Source organism: Natrononativus amylolyticus, assembly GCF_024362525.1.
GTDB lineage: Archaea > Halobacteriota > Halobacteria > Halobacteriales > Natrialbaceae > Natrononativus > Natrononativus amylolyticus.
This window is the reverse complement of sequence record NZ_CP101458.1, coordinates 1,962,271-1,982,125: the sequence shown is the minus strand read 5'-3', so window position 1 is coordinate 1,982,125 and position 19,855 is coordinate 1,962,271. Positions and strand designations below refer to the sequence as shown.

The window sequence follows — 19,855 nt, the reverse complement described above, 5'->3', positions numbered from 1 at the left end:
TTTCGGAAAGTGATACGTTCTCGCGTCGTCGTGGCGATCGCGCTCGTCGCCGTCCTCGTCGCGATCGGAGGATGTACGACGGTCGGCACCGACGATCCCGACGGCGAGGTACTTCTGGCGGACGCGCTCTCCGCGGACGAAAACATCACGGACGTGACGGGTGAGCGAACGGTCACCGTCTCGGACACTGCGGGCGAGCACACCACCACGGAGCGGTTCTGGGAGGCGCCGCCGGACCACGCTCGAGTCGAGGCCGCCCCCTCCTCGGCCGACGAGGGAGCGTTCACGGAGACCGTTTTCGTGCGCTCCGGCCCGGACATCTGGCTGTACGAGGCGGACGACCGGGAGGCGACGGCGTTCGACCGCGAGGACGTGACGGACGAATCGGAGTCGGTCGACGAGTTTCTGGAACGGGTCGACGTCGCCTACGAGGGGACCGACAGCGTCGCCGATCGAGAAACCCACGTCGTGAACGTGACGGTCAGAAACGACTCGGTGGAGCGAGGAATCGGCGTCCTCGTCGGCGACACCCAGTACGTGTACCCGCTCGAGACCGTCGAACACGAGGACACCGAGCTGCGAAGCCAGCAGCTCTGGATCGACGACGAGTTCGGCTACGTCCTCAAACACCGACAGACGTTCGAAGACGTCGACGGGGGCGAACTCGAGATTACCGTCGTTCACGAGGAGGTGGCGTTCAACGAGGGCGTCGACGACGAGCGGTTCACGCTCGACGACGACGTCTCGGTCGTCGAGGAGCCGTCGGTCGACGAACGCGAGTTCGAGGACCGCGAGTCGGCACAGGAGTACGCCCCGTTCGACCTCCCGACGGTCGACCTCCCGGCGGCCTACGAGCGAGAGCGCCTCTCGGCGGACGAGTACGGCGAGGAGCTCACGGTACACGAGCAGTACTCCGACGGGGAGACGATGCTGTGGTTCAGCGTCAGCGAGCACGGCCTCCTGCCCGACGACCCGGACCGCGAGGGCGTCGGCGACGTCGAGGCGAGCGTCGTCGAACTGGACGCGGTGACGCTGGTCACCTGGGAGTGTGGCGGACTGGAACACGAACTCAGCGCCGACCTCGAGGCCGAGACACTCCTCGAGTTCGCCGCCACCGTCTCCTGTGACTGAGTCGCGAAGCGAGTCGCTGTCCGGCCCGCGCGGTCACCGTATCTGTGATAAAAGAGCCGCGGTGAAGTCCGGCGTTAGCCGTGGATGCCCATCGCTTCGATCTGCTCCTGGTAGCGGTTGCGGATCGTGACCTCGGTGACCTGAGCGACGTCCGCGACCTCGCGCTGGGTCTTCTTCTCGTTGCACAGCAGCGACGCGGCGTAGATCGCGGCCGCGGCGTACCCCGTGGGGGATTTCCCCGAGAGCAGTCCTTCCTCGGCCGTCTTCTCGATGATTTCGTTGGCCTTCGTCTGGACCTCCTCGGAGAGTTCGAGTTCAGAACAGAAGCGGGGGACGTACTTTTTCGGGTCGACTGGTCGCATCTCGAGGCCGAGTTCCTGCGAGATGTACCGATACGTTCGCCCGATCTCTTTGCGTTCGACACGGGAGACCTCGGAGATCTCTTCGAGGCTGCGCGGGATGCCTTCCTTTCGGCAGGCGGCGTACAGTGCGGAGGTCGCGACCCCTTCGATGGATCGGCCGCGGATGAGGTCTTCCTTGAGTGCGCGCCGGTAGATCACCGACGCGACCTCGCGGACCGAGCGCGGCACGCCCAGCGCCGAGGCCATCCGGTCGATCTCGCTGAGCGCGAACTGCAGGTTGCGCTCGCCTGCGTCCTTGGTTCGGATGCGTTCTTGCCACTTGCGCAATCGGTGCATCTGACTGCGCTTCTTCGAGGAGATCGATCGCCCGTAGGCGTCTTTGTCCTTCCAGTCGATCGTCGTCGTCAGCCCCTTGTCGTGCATCGTCTGGGTTGTCGGCGCGCCGACGCGGGACTTCTCCTGTCGTTCCTGGTGGTTAAACGCCCGCCATTCCGGACCGGGATCGATCTTCTCTTCTTCCACGACGAGCCCACAGTCTTCACAGATGAGCTCACCCCGGTCGGAGTCCTTTACGAGGTTGTCGGATTCACACTCGGGGCAGGCACGTACCCCTTCCTGATCCTCGGCCTCGTCCGTCTCGCGCATTCGCTCCCGTTGGCGGGTGGACCGTGTCATCGCACTTTTATAGTAGTAGCATCAGCATATATAACTCTTCGGGAAGTATTTTCTACAGTTAGCCGCGATTGGCCGAAACCGGCCGGCTCGAGTCCCTCTTCCCGCGAGATTCGGCGGCGAACCGCAAAGGTTTTACTCGGTCTGTTGCGATCGTTTTGACCTATGCCGGTCATCGAGTGCGACACCGAGCGAGCCCGCGAGCGCCTCGAGGAGGCGGGCGTTACCGTCGAATCCGGAAACACCGACCACGAACGGTGGCGCGCGAGCCGCGGCGGGGCGACGGCCGTCGCGTACGACGACAAGGTCGTGATTCAGGGGAGCGCGCCGCAGGAGTTAGCGGCGCTCCTGCGCGAGGGGGGCGGACGGGCCCACGTCTACTTCGACGGCGGCGCGCGCGGCAACCCCGGCCCCGCCGGGATCGGCTGGGTGATCGTCACGGGCGACGGTATCGTCGCCGAGGGCAGCGACACCATCGGCCGCGCGACGAACAACCAGGCGGAGTACGAGGCGCTGATCGCCGCCCTCGAGGCCGCGACGGAGTACGGCTACGACGAACTCCACGTCCGTGGCGACTCCGAACTGATCGTCAAGCAGGTCCGCGGCGAGTACGACACCAACAACCCCGAACTGCGCGAAAAGCGCGTGACCGTCCTCGAGTTGCTCTCGCGGGTCGACGAGTGGACCCTCGAGCACGTTCCCCGGGAGGTAAACGAGCGTGCGGACGCGCTGGCGAACGAGGCGCTCGACCGGGCCTGATCGGCGCTCGAGACCAGCAACGAGAAATCCCTCGAGGTGTTACCGGCGGACGGATGAGCGATTCGCCGGAACCGGAAGCGGGTACCGAGGAACTGCCCGAGGCGGTCATCGAGGAAGCAGAGCGGCTCACGCGCCTCGAGCGCACCGCCGTCGACGAGGCCGAACGGGAGGTCTACGACGAGCGCCGCGAGACGCTGCTCGAGGATCACGAGTTTACCGCGCGCGTTCGCGAGGAGGGCGCCGACGAGACGCTCGTGTTACATCCCGCCGAGTGGCACGCCGACGGCGCGATACGAACCGACCGTATCGAGGACATCTCGCGGGCCGTCGAGGTGCCACTCGAGGGGACGGCCGATCCGGACGACTGGGAGGCCGTCGAGGCGCAGAACCGCGACCTCGTCGCCGACGTTCGCGCGGAACACGGCGAGGTCCACGGGGAGAACGTCTCCGCGCTTGCGGACTTCATGGGGAATCACTACGCGAAGCCGGTGGTGTCCGCGACGAGCCGGGAGCTCGCGGAGTTTCGGCGTGAGTACTTCGTGAGAAACGCGTGGCCATCGGACGAACAGCGAGCGACGATCGAGACGTCGATCAGACTCGCGTTCGAGACGGCCGGTGAATCGGTGCCCGAGTTCCGATCGTCGGCTCAGTAGCTGTCGTCGACGATCTCGCGGATCTCGTCTGCGCGGTCGTCGCCGGTGACGACCTTTGAGAGCGTCCAGGAGATCTGGTCGAGGACGGCGTCGTAGCCGTCGTCGGTCAGCGAGTACTGGTTGGTGCGCTTGTCAAGTTCGCTCTTCTCTACGAGCCCCAGGTCGACGAGCTCGTCGAGGTTCGGGTAGAGACGGCCGTGGTTGACTTCGGTTCCGTAGTACTCCTCGAGTTCGCGCTTGATCGCGAGGCCGTACATCGGTTCCTTCGCGAGAATGACGAGGATATTGTTCTGGAACGCCGTCAGTTCACGTGCGATACTCTGTTCGCCGGTGATTGATTGTGCCTCTGACATACCTGTGCAAATGTCACCAGACTATTTAAGACTTGCCAACTATTCACTCTTTCCCGTGAGTACGTCCGACGGCCGCGGAGAGCCCCTCCCCGGGTCGTCCGGTGCCGGAACGGTCTGGTGTCCGTCGTCCGGTAGCTGGCAAGCCATCGAGTAAACCCACTCACTCGATTACGAAAGTACTTTTTGGTCGTCCGCGGAGGTGGTGGTGTATGGTAAATCTCTGGGAGGACCTCGAAACGGGACCGAACGCGCCGGAAGAGATCTACGCGGTCGTCGAATGTCTGAAGGGCGAGCGCAACAAGTACGAGTACGACAAGGACGTGCCGGGAGTCGTCCTCGACCGCGTGCTTCACTCGAACGTCCACTATCCCTCCGACTACGGCTTCATCCCGCGGAGCTACTACGACGACGAGGACCCCTTCGACGTGCTGGTGCTCGTCGAAGACCAGACGTTCCCCGGCTGTGTCATCGAAGCCCGTCCCGTCGCGTTGATGAAGATGGACGACGACGGCGAGCAGGACGACAAGGTGATCGCCGTCCCGAGCGAGGACCCGCGCTTCGACCACATCGAGGACCTCGAGGACATCCCACAGCAGCGACGCGACGAGATCGACGAGTTCTTCGCGACCTACAAGAACTTGGAGGAGGGCAAGGAAGTCGAGACCCTGGGCTGGGAGGACCGCCAGGCCGCCTACGACGCGATCGAACACGCCCAGGAACTCTACGCGGAACACTTCGGCTAACTGCGCGTTCGCGCTTCGATCGGTTTGTTCTCGTACCGGTGTCGGATTCGCCGTAGTTATCCGCGGTCCGGTACCGATGCATTATGAGCATGGGTAATTTTATTGCCGGTCCGGTGGTAGGTGTATTCGTTATGGCAGCCACCGATCCGTCCACGCGACAGCACGAGTCACCCGCCGAGTCCAGCGCCGCCGGGATGGCTCATCCCACTGTCGTCCCGACGAACTTCGACCCGGAGGCCCCCGGCAACCGTCGGGACTAGGCGGTCGAAACGGCTATCGCTCGTTCTCGGAAACAGTGTCTCGAGACGAACCTTCTTGTACCCGGTCGAACTACCACCTCCCATGGGTTTGTTCGACCGACTGCGGGGGGATGGTGACCCTCGAGTCGCGTTTATCGGAATCGACGGCGTGCCGTACAGTCTTCTCACCGAGAACCGCGACCGCTTTCCGAACGTGGCGGCGCTCGCCGACGACGGTACGGCCGCCGAGATCTCGAGCATCGTTCCTCCCGAGTCGAGCGCCTGCTGGCCCTCCCTGACGACCGGTATGAACCCCGGCGAAACGGGCGTCTACGGCTTTCAGGACCGCGAGGTCGGCACCTACGACACCTACGTCCCGATGGGGCGTGACGTCCAGGCGCCTCGGGTCTGGGACCGCGTCCAGAACGAGGGGCGCCGGGCGACGGTGATGAACGTCCCCGTCACGTTTCCCCCGCAACGGAACCTCCAGCGGACGGTTTCGGGCTTTCTCTCTCCCGGCCTCGAGAAGGCCGCCCACCCCGACGACGTCCGCGAGTATCTGGAGTCGATCGACTACCGGATCGACGTCAACCCCAAACTCGGCCACGAGAAGAACAAAGAGGAGTTCCTGGCGGACGCCCACGAGACGCTCGACGCCAGATTCGAGGCGTTCAGACACTACATCGAGGAGGACGACTGGGACCTCTTCTTCGGCGTCTTCATGACCACCGATCGGGTCAACCACTTCCTGTTCGAAGACTACGAACGGGACGGCGAGTACAAAGCGGAGTTCCTCGAGTTCTACGAGAAAGTCGACGACTACCTCGGGCGACTCCGAACCGCCCTCGACGACGACGTCACCCTGATCGTCGCCTCCGACCACGGCTTCACCAGTCTCGACTACGAGGTCCACTTCAACGAGTGGCTCCGCGAGGAGGGGTGGCTCTCCTTCGACACCGACGAACCCGACGAGCTCGGAGACATCGCGAACGAGACGCGCGCGTACTCGTTCATCCCCGGCCGGTTCTACCTCAACCTCGAGGGCCGCGAACCCCGCGGCACCGTCACCGAAGAGCAGTACGACGAGGTCCGCGACGAACTCAAGTCGATGCTCGAGGCCCTCGAGGGTCCCGACGGCCGTCCGGTGGTCGACCGCGTCGTCGAGAAGGAGGCGGTGTTCCGCGGCGACCACGACGCGATCGCGCCCGATCTGGTCGCGATCCCGAACGACGGGTTCGACCTCAAATCCGGCTTCAAGGCGGATTCGGACGTCTTCACCACGGGGCCGCGAAACGGGATGCACAGCTTCGACGACACCGCGCTGTTCATCGACGGGGAGGCGTCGATCGGCGACGCCGACCTCTACGACATCGCGCCGACGATCCTCGATCTGATGGAGATCGAGTACAGCCGCGGCGACTTCGACGGCGCGAGTCTGGTGTAGGTCACTCGCGGCCGTTCGTCTTACCCTGCTGGCGTCCCTCGGCCTGTCCGAGGCCGGGGATCGCGACGCGCGTCTCGAGGCGACTCATGAGCGCCGTCGCCGTCAGCACGAGCGCGATGTAGACGACCGCGAGGTTCGCGTAGATCGCCGTGTACTCGAACGTCCGCGAGGCGATCCGCGACGCCCGGAAGTAGAGCTCGGGCACCGTGATAAAGGCCGCCAGCGACGAGTACTTGATCAGGTACACCAGCTCGTTGGTCCAGGCCGGAATCGCGTACCGGAACGTCTGGGGGAGGACGACGTAACGGATGCCCGCGAGCCTCGAGAGGCCGATCGAGCGGGCAGCGGTGAGCTGGCCGGGGTCGACGCTCTCGACGGCCCCGCGGATGTATTCGGCCTGGTACGCCGAACTGTTGATGGTAAAGCCGACGATCGCGATGAGGAACGCCTGGTCGGGGACCGGCCCCGTCCCGATCGCCTCGACGCCGTGGAGCCAGACCGCAAGCGGGAGCCCGAAGTAGAGCACGAACAGCTGGGCGAGCAGCGGCGTTCCGCGGATGAGTTCGATGTAGCCCAGAGCGAGCCACCGGAACGGCCCCCCGTACACCCGAACGACCGTTAGCGGGACGGCGATCGCGAGGCCGAGCAGGATGCTCACGACCGTGAGCACGATGGTGAGCCACGCGCCGGCTGCGAGCGCGGGCGCAACGTCGACGGTGACGGCGACGACGCCGACGACCGAACCGAAGAACTCGAGGATTCCCGCGAACGGCCCGGCGATTTCGGCCGACGCAACGAGCCGATCTGCGGCCGCGTCGACCGGCTCGCGCTCGAGGGGCTGTTCGCCCGCGCCGGGGCCGATTCCGAGCCGCGAAAGCAGCCAGTCGTTTACCCACTGGGCGAGCAGCCACCCCCAGAACGCGACCGCGGCCAGGACGACGAGCAGCCGCCTCGCGGGAATCTCGGCCGCGCGTCCCCAGCGGGCGTCGGTCGAGCTAGCCATGGATCGTCCGGAGGAACTCCTGCGTTCGTTCTCGGTCGGGATTCTCGAACATCCGCTCGGGCGGCCCGCGCTCGACGATCCGGCCCTCCTCGAGGAAGGTGACGCTGTCGGCGGCCGACCTGGCGAACCGTAGCTCGTGGGTGACCACCAGCATCGTCATCCCCTCCTCGACGAGCCGTTCCATGGCCTCGAGCACGCTGTTCGACAGTTCGGGATCGAGGGCGCTCGTCGGCTCGTCGAACAGCATCAGCTTCGGGTCCATCGCGAGCGCACGGGCGATGCCGACGCGCTGTTTCTGGCCGCCCGAGAGCTGTGCCGGGTAGGACTCCGCTTGCTCACCCAGCCCGACCTTCTCGAGTTCGCTGTCGGCTCGCTCGCGGGCCGCCGTTTTTCCAAACCCCCGGACGCGGCGCAGGCCGAGCATGACGTTCTCGCGGGCGGGTAGGTGCGCGAAGAGGTTGATATCCTGAAAAACCATCCCGACCTGCTGGCGCAGTTCGTCGACGTTCGTATCGCTGTCGCTCACGCGGACGCCGTCGAGATAGATCGCACCGCGGTCGATCTCCGTGAGCCGATTGACACACCGCAGCAGCGTCGACTTTCCGCTCCCGGAGGGGCCGACGAGGACCTCGACATCGCCCTCGCCGACCGCGAGGTCGATCCCGCGCAAGACCTCCTCGTCGCTGTAGGACTTCCAGACATCCTCCATCCGCAAGAGCGGCGATCCGCCGGCCTCCGGTCTCTCGTCGATCGCTCCTCCCCCGTCGGGTCGTCGCCGGTCGCCGGGTCGTCGATCCGCCATCTCACTCCTCCCCCGGGATCGCGTACCGGTCGTTGACGGTCTCGAGCGTGCGGTTCGTCGAGACGGTCAGAACGAAGTAGATCAGGCTGGCGAACAGGAACAGCTCCAGGGCGGCGGTGGTCTGCTGGGTCATCAGGTCGTGCGAGCGCCGAAGCAGTTCCCCGAGGCCGATCGCGAAGGCGATACTCGTATCCTTGAGGACGATCGTGAACTCGTTCTGGAAGCCGGGAACGCTCCGGCGCAGCGCCTGGGGAACCAGCACGTAGCGGATCGCCTTCCAGGTCGGTAGACCGATCGCCTCCGCGGCCTCGAGTTGGCCGGGATCGACGCTCCGGAGCGCCCCGCGGAAGATCTGGGACTGGTAGGCTGCACTCCGGACGCCGAGGGCGAGCATGGCCGCCTGGAACGCCTCGCTCACCGGCAGAACGAACAGCCACTCGAGGGGGAACACGAAGAACGTGAACACCATGATCACGAGGATCGGCGTCCCGCGGATCGCGCCACCGGCTTTGCGGACGAACGCACTCGAGTAGCGACCGCCATACAGTTCGATCGCCCCCGCCGGAAACCCGAGCAGGAATCCCAGGACGATGCTCGTCGCCGTCAGTGCGACGGTGATCAGCGCACCGTAGAGCAGGTACTCGCGGTTCCGGAGGACGAACTCCCAGTCCTCCGCGGCGACGACGCCGACCTCGAGAGTCTCGAGCGGAAGCGCCGTCGACGATGCCCCGATCACGCTATCCGAACGACCCCACGTTGGACTGCTCGTCGTCCCCGTTCTCGTCCTCGTCGATATCGTCTCCGTTTTCGTCTTCGTCGTCCCCGTTCTCGTCCTCGTCGATGTCTTCCTGCCCGAACCACTCCGAGATGAGGTCGTCGTAGGTGCTGTCCTCCTCGATCGTCTCGAGGCCCTCGTTGATCGCCTCGCGGAGGTCGTCGTCCTCCTGGCGGACCCCGAGCCCGAACTCCTCGTCGGTTTCTTCGACGAACGCTACCTCGACTTCCCGTTCGTCGGCGAACGTCTCGCCGACCGGTTCGTCGATCAGAACCGCGTCGACGATGCCCCGTTCGAGGTCCTCGACCGCGAGGACGTAGCTGTCGTAGGAGGAGTAGTCCGCGTCGTCGATCAGTCCGGGTTCGATCAGGTCCTCCTCGACGATCCCCTCGCCGGTGGTCCCGACCTGGGCGCCGACAGCTTGGCCGTCGAAGTCGTCAAGCGACTCGGGCTGGAAGTCGCCGCCCTCGGCGACCAGTATCGACTGATCCGAACTGAAGTAGGGGTCTGAGAAGGCGATCTCCTCCTCGCGCTCCTCGGTGATCGTCATCGCCGCGGCGATCACGTCGATGCTGCCGTCCTGCAGCGCCGGGATCAGCGAGCCGAACTCCATATCCTGCCACGTCTCGAGTTCGTACCCCTCGGCTTCCTCGAGGACGGCCTCGGTCAGGTCGATATCGAAACCGACGATCTCACCGTCCTCGATCATCTCGAACGGCGGAAAGCCCGCTTCGGTTCCGACGACGATGCTCTCGGCGTCTTCGTCCTCCTGCAGATACCCCGCAGTGAGCAGCGCGAGCGCGGCCGCGCCACCGTACTGGATCGAATCTCGTCGAGTTAGTGTCCTGTCTCTAACACGTGACATGCGGAGTCGTCCGACGGCAGGCGACTTAATTGCTAGTCCGGGTAATTGATTATAAACGTGAATCTCCGGTCGTCGAACCGGTTATCAGCGCGTTGAACGGCCACCGATGTCACTCGGTCGATTGTCGACACCGCCCGTCGGGGTCGTCGTCGACCAACGATCCGTTTCCGACGCGAGCGCAGGATTTCGAACCCGTTTTGCGGGGCGGGACGTACCGCTCCCTATGGAGGAAGTCATTCGCGCCCGCGGCCACGAGCACGTCAGCGCCGAGCACGCGAGCACGTTCGAGGTAACGACCGACGACTATCTCACGCCCGCCGGAGACTGTATCCTCGCGATCGACGCCGACCGCGCCCCCGCCGACTTCGACGCCGATTTCGCAGACGCCTGCCGGGACGAGTCCGCGACGATCACCGTGACGATCGAAACCGACGACCACTGCCAGACGGTGGCCGGGCGCGGCGATCCGTCCCTCGAGTTCACGAACGATCGCAGCGCGGTGGGCCGGACGAGCGAGTACGTCGACGACCGGACGATCCTCGTCGGCGCGGAGTTCGCCGCGGAGGGATTCGACCGCGACCTCGTGTCGGATCTCGCAGACGGGGCCGCCGTGACCGTGACGCTAACGGTGGAGTGAGCCGTTCCCGACCGCCGCTTCCAGCGACGTTTTGCGTTCGGAACCCGTGCGGTCGACCATGAGCGACGACCCGGAGCCCGCCGAGAACATCAGCGGCGGCGTCGACGGCGGCGGCGTCGCGGCGACGTTCGACCCGGCGACGGCCGACACTCGAGCCGAGGCCTTCGTCGATCGCCTCGGGGAGCGGTACTGGCAGAAAACGTACGGCGGCCAGGACGCGTTCACCTGTCTCGTCCGGACGATCCTGAGCCAGAACACGAGCGACAAGGCGAGTCAGCCGGCCCACGACGCGCTGCTCGAGCGCTACGACGGAACGGAGGGAACGAACCGCGATCTCGCCGAGGCGCTGGCCGCCACAGAGCGGTCCGAACTCGCGGAGACGATCAGTTCGGCGGGGCTCTACAACCAGAAGTCGGAGATGCTCATCGACGCCGCCGACTGGGTGCTCGAGTCCTTCGGCTCCGCGGCGGCGTTCGACGCGTTCGTCACGGACGGGGACCCCGAGGAGGTACGAGAGACGCTACTCACGGTTCGGGGCGTCGGCCCGAAGACCGCGGACTGCGTGCTCCTCTTTTCGGGCGGCCAGCCGGGCGTCTTTCCCGTTGACACCCACGTCCACCGGATCTTTCGGCGGCTGGGAATCGCGCCCGCCGACGCCGACCACGAGACGGTTCGGGAGGTCGTCGAGCGCGAGGTGCCCGCCGAGAAGTGTGGCTTCGGCCACACGGCGACGATCCAGTTCGGCCGCGAATACTGCACGGCTCGAAAGCCGGCGTGTCTCGAGGACCCCGAGGCCTGTCCGATGACCGATCTGTGTGAGCAGGTGGGCGTCTACCCCGACACCGGGGAGGTGGTCGATCCGGCCGACGCGCCGGAAGCGGAGTAGCCGACTCGAGTCCACGCTCAGTTTGCGAGCAGGAGGACGGCGAGGATGGCGAAGCCGATTCCCGCGGCGTCTTTCAGCGCCAGGGTGTCGCCGAGGACGAGGATCCCGAGCAGGGCGGCGACGACGAAGTACAGCGCCGAGACGGTGGTGACGACGCCGACCTGGCCGTAACTCAGCCCGGAGTAGAACGCGACGGCACCGATGCCGGCGAACACCCCCGCCAGGAGCGCGTAGCTGACGCCGGTTCGCTCGAGGACGATCGCGTCCCCCTGCAACGTCACGTAGCCGACGGCGACGACGACGCTGGCCGCGTAGGAGAGGATCATCGCGAGTTCGGGAGCGATCGTGTTCGTCGCCTCGTTGGCGAGGACGGTCCAGACGCCCCAGCTCAACATGGCGACGACGGCGAAGGTGACGGCCTGCTGGCTCATGCGGGAAGGGAGGGGCTCGAGTCTCGAATAGCCGTCGACACGGGATGGCTCGAAATTGGAACGGACTACGTTATTTCGCTCGGGATGCGTGTGAAACACACGTTCAGTACAGCAACCTCTTTTACCGGGGCATCGGCTGGCGTCGGAGACGCCAGCCTCAACCCCCGGCAAAACCCGTTGATGCCAAAAAGCCGCCGTCGCGGACTTCGTCCGCTTCGGCGGGGAAACGCCTCGCTTCGCTCGGCGTATGCTCCAGGATGAATGAACGTTCACTAAGCAGGGAGACTTTACAAAACACCTATTCGTGTATCGTGTCCTGATTCCCTTCACTAGCCGCTCATACAACCGGCCGGCCAGCGAGTGGGGTCGCACACAGGGCGACCCCACTCGCTACGGGGAAGGGCTGGCGTTCGAGCGGCACGCGGACCCGCGTGCCGCGTGCGGGCCTGGCGGAAATTGAAAAGGCGCTGCGACCGCTGCCAAGCGGTCGCGAGGGTTTTCAGAGGAACCGGAAGGTCTCGAGGTTCTTCGGCGCGAACGTGCGCATGTTGTAGTCGTGGTACAGCGCCGAGGAGAGGTCCTGAACGGAGCGCTCGTCGCCGTGGACGCAGAGGACCTTCTCGGGACGGGGGTTCATCGTCTTCACGAAGTTCTCGAGGCCGGCGCGGTCGGCGTGGCCGGAGAAGCCGTCGACGGTTTCGACGTCCATGTTGAGCGAGAGGGTGCCGCGGCCGCCGTTGCTGCCGCGTCCGACGTCGTTCATCGGGATCTCGTCCCAGCCGTTCTGGATGCGCCGGCCGAGGGTTCCCTGGGCCTGGTAGCCGACGAAGACCAGCCTCGAGTCCGGGTCGGGACCGAGGTGGCTGAGCCAGGACATGATCGGACCGCCGGTGACCATCCCGGACGTCGAGAGGATGATGCAGGGGTCGCCGTCGGCGACGTCCTGGCGCTCCTCCTCGCCGCCGTCGATGTGGTTGAACTCCTCGGCGAGGAACGGGTTTTCGTCCTCGTGGAAGATGCGGTCGCGGAGTTCGTCGCGGAGGTACTCGGGGTAGGTGGTGTGGATCGCCGTCGCCTCCCAGATCATCCCGTCTAAGTGGACCGGCATCGAGGGGATGTCGCCGTTTCGCATCGCCTTCTCGATGACGAGCATGATTTCCTGGGAGCGCCCCACCGCGAACGCCGGGATCAGGACCTTGCCGCCCTCGTCGTAGGTCCGGTTGATCACCTCCTTCAACTTGCGCTCGGAGTCCTCCTGGTCGGTCTGGTAGTCGTTTCGACCGCCGTAGGTCGACTCGAGCACCAGGGTTTCGACCCGCGGGAAGTCGTTGGTGGCGCCGTTGAACAGGCGGGTGTCCTTGTAGTGGATGTCGCCGGAGAAACAGACGTTGTAGAGGCCGTCGCCGATGTGGAAGTGCGAGACGGCCGAACCGAGGATGTGACCCGCGTTGTGGAAGGTGAGCTTGACGTCCGGGGCGATGTCGGTGACGTCGCCGTACTCGAGGGTGATACAGTGTTTGATCGCCTCGCGGACCATCTCCGACTCGTAGGGCGGGGTGCGTCCCTCCTTGGCGGCGACGTCGAGGTAGTCGAGCGTGAGCAGCCCCATCAGGTCGCGGGTGGGTTCGGTGCAGTAGATCGGGCCGTCGTAGCCGTACTTGAACAGCAGCGGGATGAGTGCGGAGTGGTCGAGGTGAGCGTGAGTGAGGACGACGGCGTCCAGATTCTGTGCGCCCGCCCCGAGCGCTTCGGGAACGTGGAGGTACGGCACCTCGCCTTCGGCACCGGGCTTGTCCCCGCAGTCGATGAGGATCCGGGTCTCGGGTGTCGAGAGGATGAACGAGGCCCGTCCGACCTCCCGACAACAGCCGAGGGTGGTGATCCGGACGTACTCGTCGTCGGACATCTCCTGGCGGTGGATCTGTCGGCCCACGCGCTCTAAGATGTCCCGCCGGTCGTCGCGCTCCTGTTTCAGGAAGTTCCGGACGTTCGAGACCGTCGAGGACTCGATCGGTGGCGTGCGGACCACCTCGGGCGTCCAGCCGACGCTCTTGGTGATCTCGCGGAGCGTGGAGCCGTGACGGCCGATGACCATCCCGGGTTTCTGGGCCTCAATGACGACTTCGCCGGTGTCGGCGTGGAAGTCCAGATCCGTGACGCCGGCCTCCTCGGGGATGACGTCTCTGATCTCCTTGCGGGCTTCCTCCGGGCGAGAGAGCACGCTCGGGTCGGGCCGAACGGTGATGCGCTTCCTGAGTTTGCTCGCGAGCTTCCGGATGAGGTCGCCCTGCTGGGCGAACTCCTTCGGATCGCGCGTGTACACCACCAGTTCGGGGCCTTCGTATTTCACCGAGGAGACCGAGATATCACTCGGTAACTCGCTCGCGATCTCTGCTTTCAAATCGTCGAGTTGCTGCTCTACAGTACTCATAGTCGCCAGATGTGGCTCGCGTGAACTCGCCGGCTGGACGTGATCCTCGCCCTGTCGGTCGCACGCATCCGGGTCGTCGAATCTCGAGTGGAAACCGGCTGTCGCGTCGCCGGCCCCGGTGGCATCGTGAGGGCCACACAGTCTGCACCATCAGTGAGTCACCGTCCCGGATCATCGTGTATAGTCCGTGCCGTGACGAGCACGCTTCCAGGTATCTTGTCCTGGTCGCTGCGGGAAGATTCCAGGGAGAACCCGCTTACTCGAGCCTATTCCCCGCGTCGTATAAATATCTTCGCAAAGTTGAGGGGAGTTCGGCGCCTCGAGGCGGTATGGAACTCACTCCCGCGCGGGTCAGAGACGAGCGCGACTGGGTCGTCGACCGTGCCGACCGGGTCGTCCCCATCATCAACGACGTGCGCGACGATCTGGGCGACATTTTCGACACCGACGTCGACCGCGTTACGGAGGCGGCCTACCGCCGGGAGGTCGACGCGGTGTTCGCCAACGGCGACCTCGCCGTGAACGTCGCGGCGATGGTCGCGATCCTGCGCGACCTCGACGTCGAGGGCGACTATCCGGGCTTTATCGTCGACGAGATCGTGGGCCGTGAGCTGGCGGCGACGATCGCCGGCGTCCAGCCCCTGCGTACCCTCGGCGAGGCGACCTTTCACTACGCGGACGTCCACGTTCACGGCCCCGCCGAGGAGAACGCGGGCGTCGACGACCTCGAGGCGGCGCTCGCTGCGGGGTTTCAAGAACGGATTCCGGGCTGGGACTGGACGGAACGGGAGAGTCCGTTCGCCGTCGACTGAGCGCCGATTCGCGGTTCGGGGCCGTCAGTCAGGTTTCGGGGTCGGGGTCAGCTTCCGCCTCTTCGCCCTGCTGGCGGATCTGTTCGTACTCGCCGCCGGGGACGAGTCCGTCGACCTCGCCGTTGCGTAGCGTGTCCACGAGTCGCTCGTCGGACGCCTCGAGCAAGAACACGCCCTGGTCGGCGATAGCGCCCTCGATCGACAACTCGTCGTCGTCCTCGACGTCCGACTCGAACTCCGCGGAGCGCGCTTCGAAGATTTCGACGTACTCGGTGTACAGCTCCTCGTACCGGTCCTGGAGGGCTTCGAGTTCCTCCTCGTCGGCCTCTTCTGACTGTGTCAAGGCCATGTACTCCTGTTCGACCGCTCCGAGCTCCTGTTCGATCGGCGCCAGCTCCTCCTGGTTCGGCTGGACGATCGCGGTGATTCCGTCGGTGGGGTCGATTCCCGGCTCCTGGTCCTCTTCGGAGGTCGCGTTCTCGTTCCCGTCGTCGCTGGTCTCGTCGTCGTCGAGGTTCAGTTGACTGCAACCGGCGACCGACGCGGTGGCGCCGACGCCGGCCAGCTGGAGGAAGCGGCGGCGGTTGGGGGTGTTCGACATTACGCCCGTGGCTCGGGGGAGGACGGAAATAAGCGTTTATGATGATCTCGGTCGCTGACAGCACCGCCTCCGCACACGCGGAAAAATACGTCACGCCGTCGGTGTGTCCGACGAGACTGCCGGTCCGCGCCGCTTTTATCCTCCTGCCCGGTACGGACTGGCAGTGACATCGAGCGAGCAGGAGACCCGCGTCGCCACCGTCGAGGAGCCGACGCCCGTGTTCGCCCGCGAGACGATCGCCGCCGGCCTCGAGGCCGGCGCGCTCGTGACGATCGTTGGACGGTGTACCGTCGAGTACGACGGGCGGGCGACGAGCCGGCTCGAGGCGGGCGATCGGCACGTGATGCTCAAACCCGACGGGACGGTACTGGTCCACACCGCGGCGGGCCAGCAGCCGGTCAACTGGCAGCCGCCCGGCTGCGAACAGGAGGCGGTTCTCGAGGACGGTTCCCTCTCGGTCCGGAGTCGCCGCTCGACGCCCGAAGAGCACCTGCTGATCGCGTTCGAGTCGGTCGCGCAGGTCTCGTCGTTCGCCCTCTCTGACTCCGGCGACCTCTCGCTGGCCGGCACGGAGGCGGACCTCAAAGACCGGATCCTCGAGCGTCCCGACCTGCTCGAGGACGGGTTCACGCCGCTGGCGACCGAACGGGAGACACCCGCGGGCGCGGTGGATATCTACGGCGAGGACCGGATGGGACGCTCGGTCGTCGTCGAACTCAAGCGCCGGCGCGTGGGGCCGGACGCCGTCTCCCAGCTCCGGCGGTACGTCGACGCCTTGGAGCGGGATCTCCACGCCGACACCGCGATCCGCGGCATCCTGGTCGCGCCCTCGGTCACCGACCGCGCCGAGCGCTTGCTCGCCGAACACGGCCTCGAGTTCGTCTCGCTCGAGCCGACCTCCGAATAACGGCGCCGTCGTCCACTCGAAACCGTCCGCCGGGACGTCGATCCATGCACTTGCCACCACGTCGCCTACCCCTGTCGAGACGATACTGCCTCTATGGGACTACTCTCTCGCTCCCGACAGAGTACGGATGACGATTCGGTGACCGACGTCTCGAGGCGGCCTCCGGCGGCCACCGCCGATTCCTCGATCGCCTCGACGCCGCTATTCCGTCTCGGTCGCGCCCTGTTCGGCGGCATCCTCGCGTTCAACGCAATCGACAACTTCCGGAACCTGGAGGGGAGGATCGCCTACGCCGAGGCCAAGGGGGCGCCAGCACCCGATCTCACCGTCCCCGCGGTCAGCGGGAGCCTCCTGGCGGGCGGAATCGGAATCGTCCTCTGGCGGGCGCCGATGGCGGCTGCCGCCGCGGTGATCGGTTTCCTCGCCGGCATCACTCCGGTGATGCACGACTTCTGGAACGTCGACGACGATGAACAACAACAGCAGGAGCTGATTCACTTTCTGAAGAACACCGCCCTTCTCGGGGCGGCCATCGCGTTCCTGAAGGTCGGCCAGCGGGAGCGGCGGTCCTGACCCGCCTTCTGGAACGTGCGGCCCGTTACTCGTCGAGCAGCCGCTTCAGCCGATCCAGCTCCGTCAGCGCCTCCACCGGCGTGAGGCGGGCGACCTCGAGCGCCCGGAGCTCGGCGGCGACGTCGGTCGGATCGTCACCGCCGTCGGCGGTCGCCGTCGCCCGCGCGCCGTCTCTGTCACCGGCGGCGCGCGAACGGCCGCTTCCGTCGCGCTCGGCGCCCGCGGCCAGTTCCCGCGAGCGCTCGACCACTTCGTCGGGAACGCCGGCGGCGGTGGCGACTTCGACGCCGTAGGAGCCCTCGGCGGCGCCGGGTTCGATCTCGTGGTGGAAGACGACGTCGCCTTTCTCCTGGGTCGTCCGGAAGTGTAGCGTGAACGCGGCCTCGAGGTCGTCGGCGCGCTCGGTCAGCGGGTGGTGGTGGGTCGCGAAGAGCGTCGTCGCCCCCACCCGGTCGTGGAGGTGCTCGGTGATCGCTTGCGCGATGGCGAGGCCGTCGGCGGTCGACGTTCCCCGCCCCACCTCGTCGAGCAGTACCAGCGAGTGCTCGTCGGCTTCCCGGAGGATCGTCGCGAGTTCGTCCATCTCGACCATGAACGTCGACCGGCCGCCGGCGATGTCGTCGCTCGCGCCGACGCGCGTGAAGATCCGGTCGAACGGGGTGAACCGCACGGACCGGGCGGGGACGAAACTCCCCACCTGCGCGAGCAACACGATCTGGGCGACCTGGCGCATGTACGTCGACTTCCCCGACATGTTCGGGCCGGTGATGACGGCCAGCCGCCGGTCGTCGGTAAAGCGGGCGTCGTTCGGGACGAACGACGCCTGGGTGCGCTCGACGACCGGGTGACGACCGCGTTCGATCGCGAGCGCTCGACCGTCCGCGTCGTCGCGCTCGAGCAGCTCCGGTCGGCAGTAGTCGAACTGGGCGGCGACGGTGGCGAGCGAGATCAGCGCGTCGAGCGTCGCCAGCGCCTCCGCGAGCGCCTGGACGCGTTCGACCTCGGCTGCGACCTCGCGGCGAACCTCACAGAACAGCTCGTACTCCCGCTCGTCGGCTCGCTGGCCCGCCCTGACGATCTCGTCCTCCCGCTCTCTGAGCTCGGGCGTGACGAACCGCTCGGCCCGCTTCAGCGTCTGGCGGCGCTCGTACTCGTCGGGCACCGCCTCGAGGTTCGGGTTCGTCACCTCGATGTAGTAGCCGTGGACCGAATTCGAGCCGACCTTCAGCGAGTCGATGCCCGTCCGGTCGCGTTCGCGGTCCTCGAGGTCGTCGATCCACCGCTTGCCGTCGCGAGCCGTCGTCCGCAACTCGTCGAGGTCGTCGTCGTAGCCGTCGGCGACGATCCCGCCCTCGGTGATCTCGAGCGGCGGGTCCTCGACGATCGCCCGGTCGATCAGCTCCCGGAGGTCGGCGAGCGGGTCGAGCGCCCCGGCGAGTTCTCGAAGACGCGCCGTTTCCGCGTCGGCGAGCGCGTCCCGGATCTCGGGGACGACTGCCAGCGTGTCCCGGAGGGAGCGGAGGTCGCGCGCGTTCGCTCGCTCGCGAGAGATTCGCCCGATGAGCCGCTCGAGGTCGTACACCTCCCGCAGGAGGTCGTGGATCGACTCGCGGCGCTGAACCGACCCCGTGAGCTCTTCGACGGCGTCGAGGCGCGATTCGATCCGCGACGGCTCGAGCAGCGGTCGGCGGAGCCAGTCTCTGAGCTTCCGGCCGCCGAGGGCGCTCGCGGTCTCGTCGAGCACTCCGATCAGGGTGGCGTCCTCGCGGCCGTGGACCGCCCGCGGCTCGAACAGCTCGAGGCTTCGCAGGGCGACGGCGTCGAGCAGGAGGTACTCCCGCGGGTCGTACCGCCGGAGGTGGGTGAGGTACTCGAGGGTCGTCCGATCTTCGTCATCCGTCGACCCGGCGACGCCGCCGCGGGCGTACTCGGCGTACGAGAGCAGGGCCCCGCACGCCCGAATCTCGGCGTCGCTCGCGAGCAGCGAGTCCGGGTCGCCGAAGTAGGCGCTGACGCGATCCCGGGCGCGTTCGCGGGCGAAGGCGTCCTCGTCGAACGGCGTCACCATGCAGTCGTCCGGAAAGAGGGCGGCCGACGCGTCGGGACCGACGACGGCCTCCGAGGGCGCGAACCGGCTGATCTCGTCGGCGATCGCCTCACTCGAGGTCGACCCCGTCGCCAGGAAGTCGCCGGTCGAGACGTCGAGCAGGGCGAGTCCCAGCTCCTCGCCCGAGTTGGCCACGGCGGCGACGAAGTTGTTGTCGTCGCTCGCGAGCAGCTCGTCCTCGGTGAGCGTGCCGGGCGTGATGACGCGCGTGACGGCTCGCTCGACGACGCCGGCGGACTCGCCGGGCTCTTCGACCTGGTCTGCGACCGCGACGCGGTAGCCCGCCTCGAGCAGCTCCTCGATGTAGGAGGCGGCGCTGTCGACGGGGATACCGCTCATCGGGTACTCGCCGGTGCTGTCCTCGCGGCTGGTGAGCGTCAGCTCGAGCAACCTGGCCGTTCGTTCGGCCGCGCCACAGAACGTCTCGTAGAAGTCGCCGACCTGAAAGAGCACGATCGCGTCGTCGTAGCGCGCACAGAGGTCGTGGTACTGTGCCATCATCGGCGTCAGCTCGTCGCGCTTCTCGGCCATCGCCTCGGGTGGGCCAAGCGCCGGATCCATGTCCAATACCCGCCGCCCGATGCGGAAATAGCTGCTGCATCCACCGGCGGGATATATACGACACATAGACAATCAGGAAAAGACATATTACCACCAACGGGGAAACCG

20 protein-coding genes are annotated in these 19,855 nt (G+C 66.2%); 10 read left to right on the top strand and 10 right to left on the bottom strand.

The genetic code is table 11. The features are described 5' to 3' along the window. Positions 1-9 precede the first annotated feature (9 nt). A complete protein-coding gene (locus tag NMQ11_RS10435) occupies positions 10-1,131 on the top strand; it encodes a LolA family protein (RefSeq protein ID WP_255167876.1) in 1,122 nt (373 codons plus the stop codon). Positions 1,132-1,205: 74 nt separating this feature from the next. On the opposite strand, the gene NMQ11_RS10430 is transcribed toward NMQ11_RS10435, so the two are convergent. After that, positions 1,206-2,168 (bottom strand): transcription initiation factor IIB, encoded by a 963-nt coding sequence (locus NMQ11_RS10430; RefSeq protein ID WP_255167874.1) that lies wholly within the window; start codon positions 2,166-2,168, stop codon positions 1,206-1,208. A gap of 162 nt (positions 2,169-2,330) precedes the next feature. Here NMQ11_RS10430 and rnhA point away from each other — a divergent pair, with 162 nt between their 5' ends. Together rnhA and NMQ11_RS10420 are read left to right on the top strand one after the other, a co-directional pair. Further along, a complete protein-coding gene (rnhA, locus tag NMQ11_RS10425) occupies positions 2,331-2,924 on the top strand; it encodes a ribonuclease HI (RefSeq protein WP_255167872.1) in 594 nt (197 codons plus the stop codon). Between the two features lie 53 nt (positions 2,925-2,977). Then, entirely contained in the window at positions 2,978-3,577 is a 600-nt protein-coding gene (locus NMQ11_RS10420) for a DUF7108 family protein (protein WP_255167871.1), read from the top strand. Here the strand turns inward: NMQ11_RS10420 and NMQ11_RS10415 are convergent. Next, on the bottom strand, positions 3,571-3,930 hold the full coding sequence (locus NMQ11_RS10415) for a PadR family transcriptional regulator (RefSeq protein ID WP_255167870.1): 360 nt from the start codon (positions 3,928-3,930) through the stop codon (positions 3,571-3,573). The genes NMQ11_RS10420 and NMQ11_RS10415 overlap by 7 nt on opposite strands. A 209-nt stretch (positions 3,931-4,139) precedes the next feature. Between NMQ11_RS10415 and NMQ11_RS10410 the strand changes: the two genes are divergently transcribed. Both NMQ11_RS10410 and NMQ11_RS10405 read left to right on the top strand, forming a co-directional pair. Continuing rightward, positions 4,140-4,673, top strand: coding sequence for an inorganic diphosphatase (locus NMQ11_RS10410; RefSeq protein WP_255167869.1), 534 nt, complete (start codon positions 4,140-4,142; stop codon positions 4,671-4,673). 342 nt (positions 4,674-5,015) lie between these two features. After that, on the top strand, positions 5,016-6,356 hold the full coding sequence (locus NMQ11_RS10405; RefSeq protein WP_255167867.1) for an alkaline phosphatase family protein: 1,341 nt from the start codon (positions 5,016-5,018) through the stop codon (positions 6,354-6,356). A 1-nt stretch (position 6,357) separates the two neighbouring features. Here NMQ11_RS10405 and NMQ11_RS10400 read toward each other — a convergent pair whose 3' ends face one another. The 4 genes from NMQ11_RS10400 to NMQ11_RS10385 all read right to left on the bottom strand — a co-directional run bounded on the left by NMQ11_RS10400 (position 6,358) and on the right by NMQ11_RS10385 (position 9,801). Further along, on the bottom strand, positions 6,358-7,359 hold the full coding sequence (locus tag NMQ11_RS10400) for an amino acid ABC transporter permease (RefSeq protein ID WP_255167866.1): 1,002 nt from the start codon (positions 7,357-7,359) through the stop codon (positions 6,358-6,360). Continuing rightward, the gene (locus NMQ11_RS10395) at positions 7,352-8,068 is read right to left on the bottom strand and encodes an amino acid ABC transporter ATP-binding protein (RefSeq protein ID WP_255170885.1); all 717 of its coding nucleotides are present in this window, start codon (positions 8,066-8,068) and stop codon (positions 7,352-7,354) included. Before NMQ11_RS10395 ends, NMQ11_RS10400 begins: the two co-directional genes overlap by 8 nt. Positions 8,069-8,162: 94 nt before the next feature. Further along, the gene (locus NMQ11_RS10390; RefSeq protein WP_255167865.1) at positions 8,163-8,897 is read right to left on the bottom strand and encodes an amino acid ABC transporter permease; all 735 of its coding nucleotides are present in this window, start codon (positions 8,895-8,897) and stop codon (positions 8,163-8,165) included. Position 8,898: 1 nt separating this feature from the next. Beyond that, on the bottom strand, positions 8,899-9,801 hold the full coding sequence (locus tag NMQ11_RS10385; protein ID WP_255167864.1) for a basic amino acid ABC transporter substrate-binding protein: 903 nt from the start codon (positions 9,799-9,801) through the stop codon (positions 8,899-8,901). Positions 9,802-10,024: 223 nt separating this feature from the next. On the opposite strand from NMQ11_RS10385, the gene NMQ11_RS10380 reads away from it, so the two are divergent. Both NMQ11_RS10380 and NMQ11_RS10375 read left to right on the top strand, forming a co-directional pair. Beyond that, the gene (locus NMQ11_RS10380; RefSeq protein WP_255167863.1) at positions 10,025-10,438 is read left to right on the top strand and encodes a DUF371 domain-containing protein; all 414 of its coding nucleotides are present in this window, start codon (positions 10,025-10,027) and stop codon (positions 10,436-10,438) included. 58 nt (positions 10,439-10,496) lie between these two features. Continuing rightward, entirely contained in the window at positions 10,497-11,324 is an 828-nt protein-coding gene (locus tag NMQ11_RS10375) for an endonuclease III domain-containing protein (RefSeq protein ID WP_255167862.1), read from the top strand. Positions 11,325-11,341: 17 nt separating this feature from the next. Here NMQ11_RS10375 and NMQ11_RS10370 read toward each other — a convergent pair whose 3' ends face one another. After that, positions 11,342-11,755: an EamA family transporter gene (locus NMQ11_RS10370; RefSeq protein ID WP_255167861.1), complete on the bottom strand. Its 414-nt coding sequence runs from the start codon at positions 11,753-11,755 to the stop codon at positions 11,342-11,344. Positions 11,756-12,254: 499 nt separating this feature from the next. Continuing rightward, a complete protein-coding gene (locus NMQ11_RS10365) occupies positions 12,255-14,186 on the bottom strand; it encodes a beta-CASP ribonuclease aCPSF1 (protein ID WP_255167859.1) in 1,932 nt (643 codons plus the stop codon). Positions 14,187-14,515: 329 nt separating this feature from the next. Between NMQ11_RS10365 and NMQ11_RS10360 the strand changes: the two genes are divergently transcribed. Continuing rightward, positions 14,516-14,998: a DUF7984 family protein gene (locus NMQ11_RS10360; RefSeq protein WP_255167856.1), complete on the top strand. Its 483-nt coding sequence runs from the start codon at positions 14,516-14,518 to the stop codon at positions 14,996-14,998. 28 nt (positions 14,999-15,026) lie between these two features. Here the strand turns inward: NMQ11_RS10360 and NMQ11_RS10355 are convergent, their stop codons facing one another. After that, a complete protein-coding gene (locus tag NMQ11_RS10355) occupies positions 15,027-15,599 on the bottom strand; it encodes a hypothetical protein (RefSeq protein ID WP_255167854.1) in 573 nt (190 codons plus the stop codon). Between the two features lie 163 nt (positions 15,600-15,762). Here NMQ11_RS10355 and nucS point away from each other — a divergent pair, with 163 nt between their 5' ends. Further along, positions 15,763-16,506: an endonuclease NucS gene (gene nucS / locus NMQ11_RS10350; protein ID WP_255167852.1), complete on the top strand. Its 744-nt coding sequence runs from the start codon at positions 15,763-15,765 to the stop codon at positions 16,504-16,506. A 93-nt stretch (positions 16,507-16,599) separates the two neighbouring features. Further along, complete coding sequence (locus NMQ11_RS10345; protein ID WP_255167850.1) at positions 16,600-17,079, top strand: DoxX family protein; 480 nt, start codon at positions 16,600-16,602, stop codon at positions 17,077-17,079. A 25-nt stretch (positions 17,080-17,104) separates the two neighbouring features. Here the strand turns inward: NMQ11_RS10345 and mutS are convergent, their stop codons facing one another. Further along, positions 17,105-19,747, bottom strand: coding sequence for a DNA mismatch repair protein MutS (mutS, locus tag NMQ11_RS10340; RefSeq protein WP_255167848.1), 2,643 nt, complete (start codon positions 19,745-19,747; stop codon positions 17,105-17,107). Between the last annotated feature and the right edge of the window lie 108 nt (positions 19,748-19,855).

Excerpts from the sequence above, each read along its gene's own strand:
- NMQ11_RS10430 (WP_255167874.1), bottom strand. The coding sequence starts at position 2,168 with ATGACACGGTCCACCCGCCAACGGGAGCGAATGCGCGAGACGGACGAG.
- rnhA (WP_255167872.1), top strand. The coding sequence starts at position 2,331 with ATGCCGGTCATCGAGTGCGACACCGAGCGAGCCCGCGAGCGCCTCGAG.
- NMQ11_RS10420 (WP_255167871.1), top strand. The coding sequence starts at position 2,978 with ATGAGCGATTCGCCGGAACCGGAAGCGGGTACCGAGGAACTGCCCGAG.
- NMQ11_RS10415 (WP_255167870.1), bottom strand. The coding sequence starts at position 3,930 with ATGTCAGAGGCACAATCAATCACCGGCGAACAGAGTATCGCACGTGAA.
- NMQ11_RS10410 (WP_255167869.1), top strand. The coding sequence starts at position 4,140 with ATGGTAAATCTCTGGGAGGACCTCGAAACGGGACCGAACGCGCCGGAA.
- NMQ11_RS10405 (WP_255167867.1), top strand. The coding sequence starts at position 5,016 with ATGGGTTTGTTCGACCGACTGCGGGGGGATGGTGACCCTCGAGTCGCG.
- NMQ11_RS10400 (WP_255167866.1), bottom strand. The coding sequence starts at position 7,359 with ATGGCTAGCTCGACCGACGCCCGCTGGGGACGCGCGGCCGAGATTCCC.
- NMQ11_RS10395 (WP_255170885.1), bottom strand. The coding sequence starts at position 8,068 with ATGGAGGATGTCTGGAAGTCCTACAGCGACGAGGAGGTCTTGCGCGGG.
- NMQ11_RS10385 (WP_255167864.1), bottom strand. The coding sequence starts at position 9,801 with ATGTCACGTGTTAGAGACAGGACACTAACTCGACGAGATTCGATCCAG.
- NMQ11_RS10380 (WP_255167863.1), top strand. The coding sequence starts at position 10,025 with ATGGAGGAAGTCATTCGCGCCCGCGGCCACGAGCACGTCAGCGCCGAG.
- NMQ11_RS10375 (WP_255167862.1), top strand. The coding sequence starts at position 10,497 with ATGAGCGACGACCCGGAGCCCGCCGAGAACATCAGCGGCGGCGTCGAC.
- NMQ11_RS10370 (WP_255167861.1), bottom strand. The coding sequence starts at position 11,755 with ATGAGCCAGCAGGCCGTCACCTTCGCCGTCGTCGCCATGTTGAGCTGG.
- NMQ11_RS10365 (WP_255167859.1), bottom strand. The coding sequence starts at position 14,186 with ATGAGTACTGTAGAGCAGCAACTCGACGATTTGAAAGCAGAGATCGCG.
- NMQ11_RS10360 (WP_255167856.1), top strand. The coding sequence starts at position 14,516 with ATGGAACTCACTCCCGCGCGGGTCAGAGACGAGCGCGACTGGGTCGTC.
- NMQ11_RS10355 (WP_255167854.1), bottom strand. The coding sequence starts at position 15,599 with ATGTCGAACACCCCCAACCGCCGCCGCTTCCTCCAGCTGGCCGGCGTC.
- NMQ11_RS10345 (WP_255167850.1), top strand. The coding sequence starts at position 16,600 with ATGGGACTACTCTCTCGCTCCCGACAGAGTACGGATGACGATTCGGTG.
- mutS (WP_255167848.1), bottom strand. The coding sequence starts at position 19,747 with ATGGATCCGGCGCTTGGCCCACCCGAGGCGATGGCCGAGAAGCGCGAC.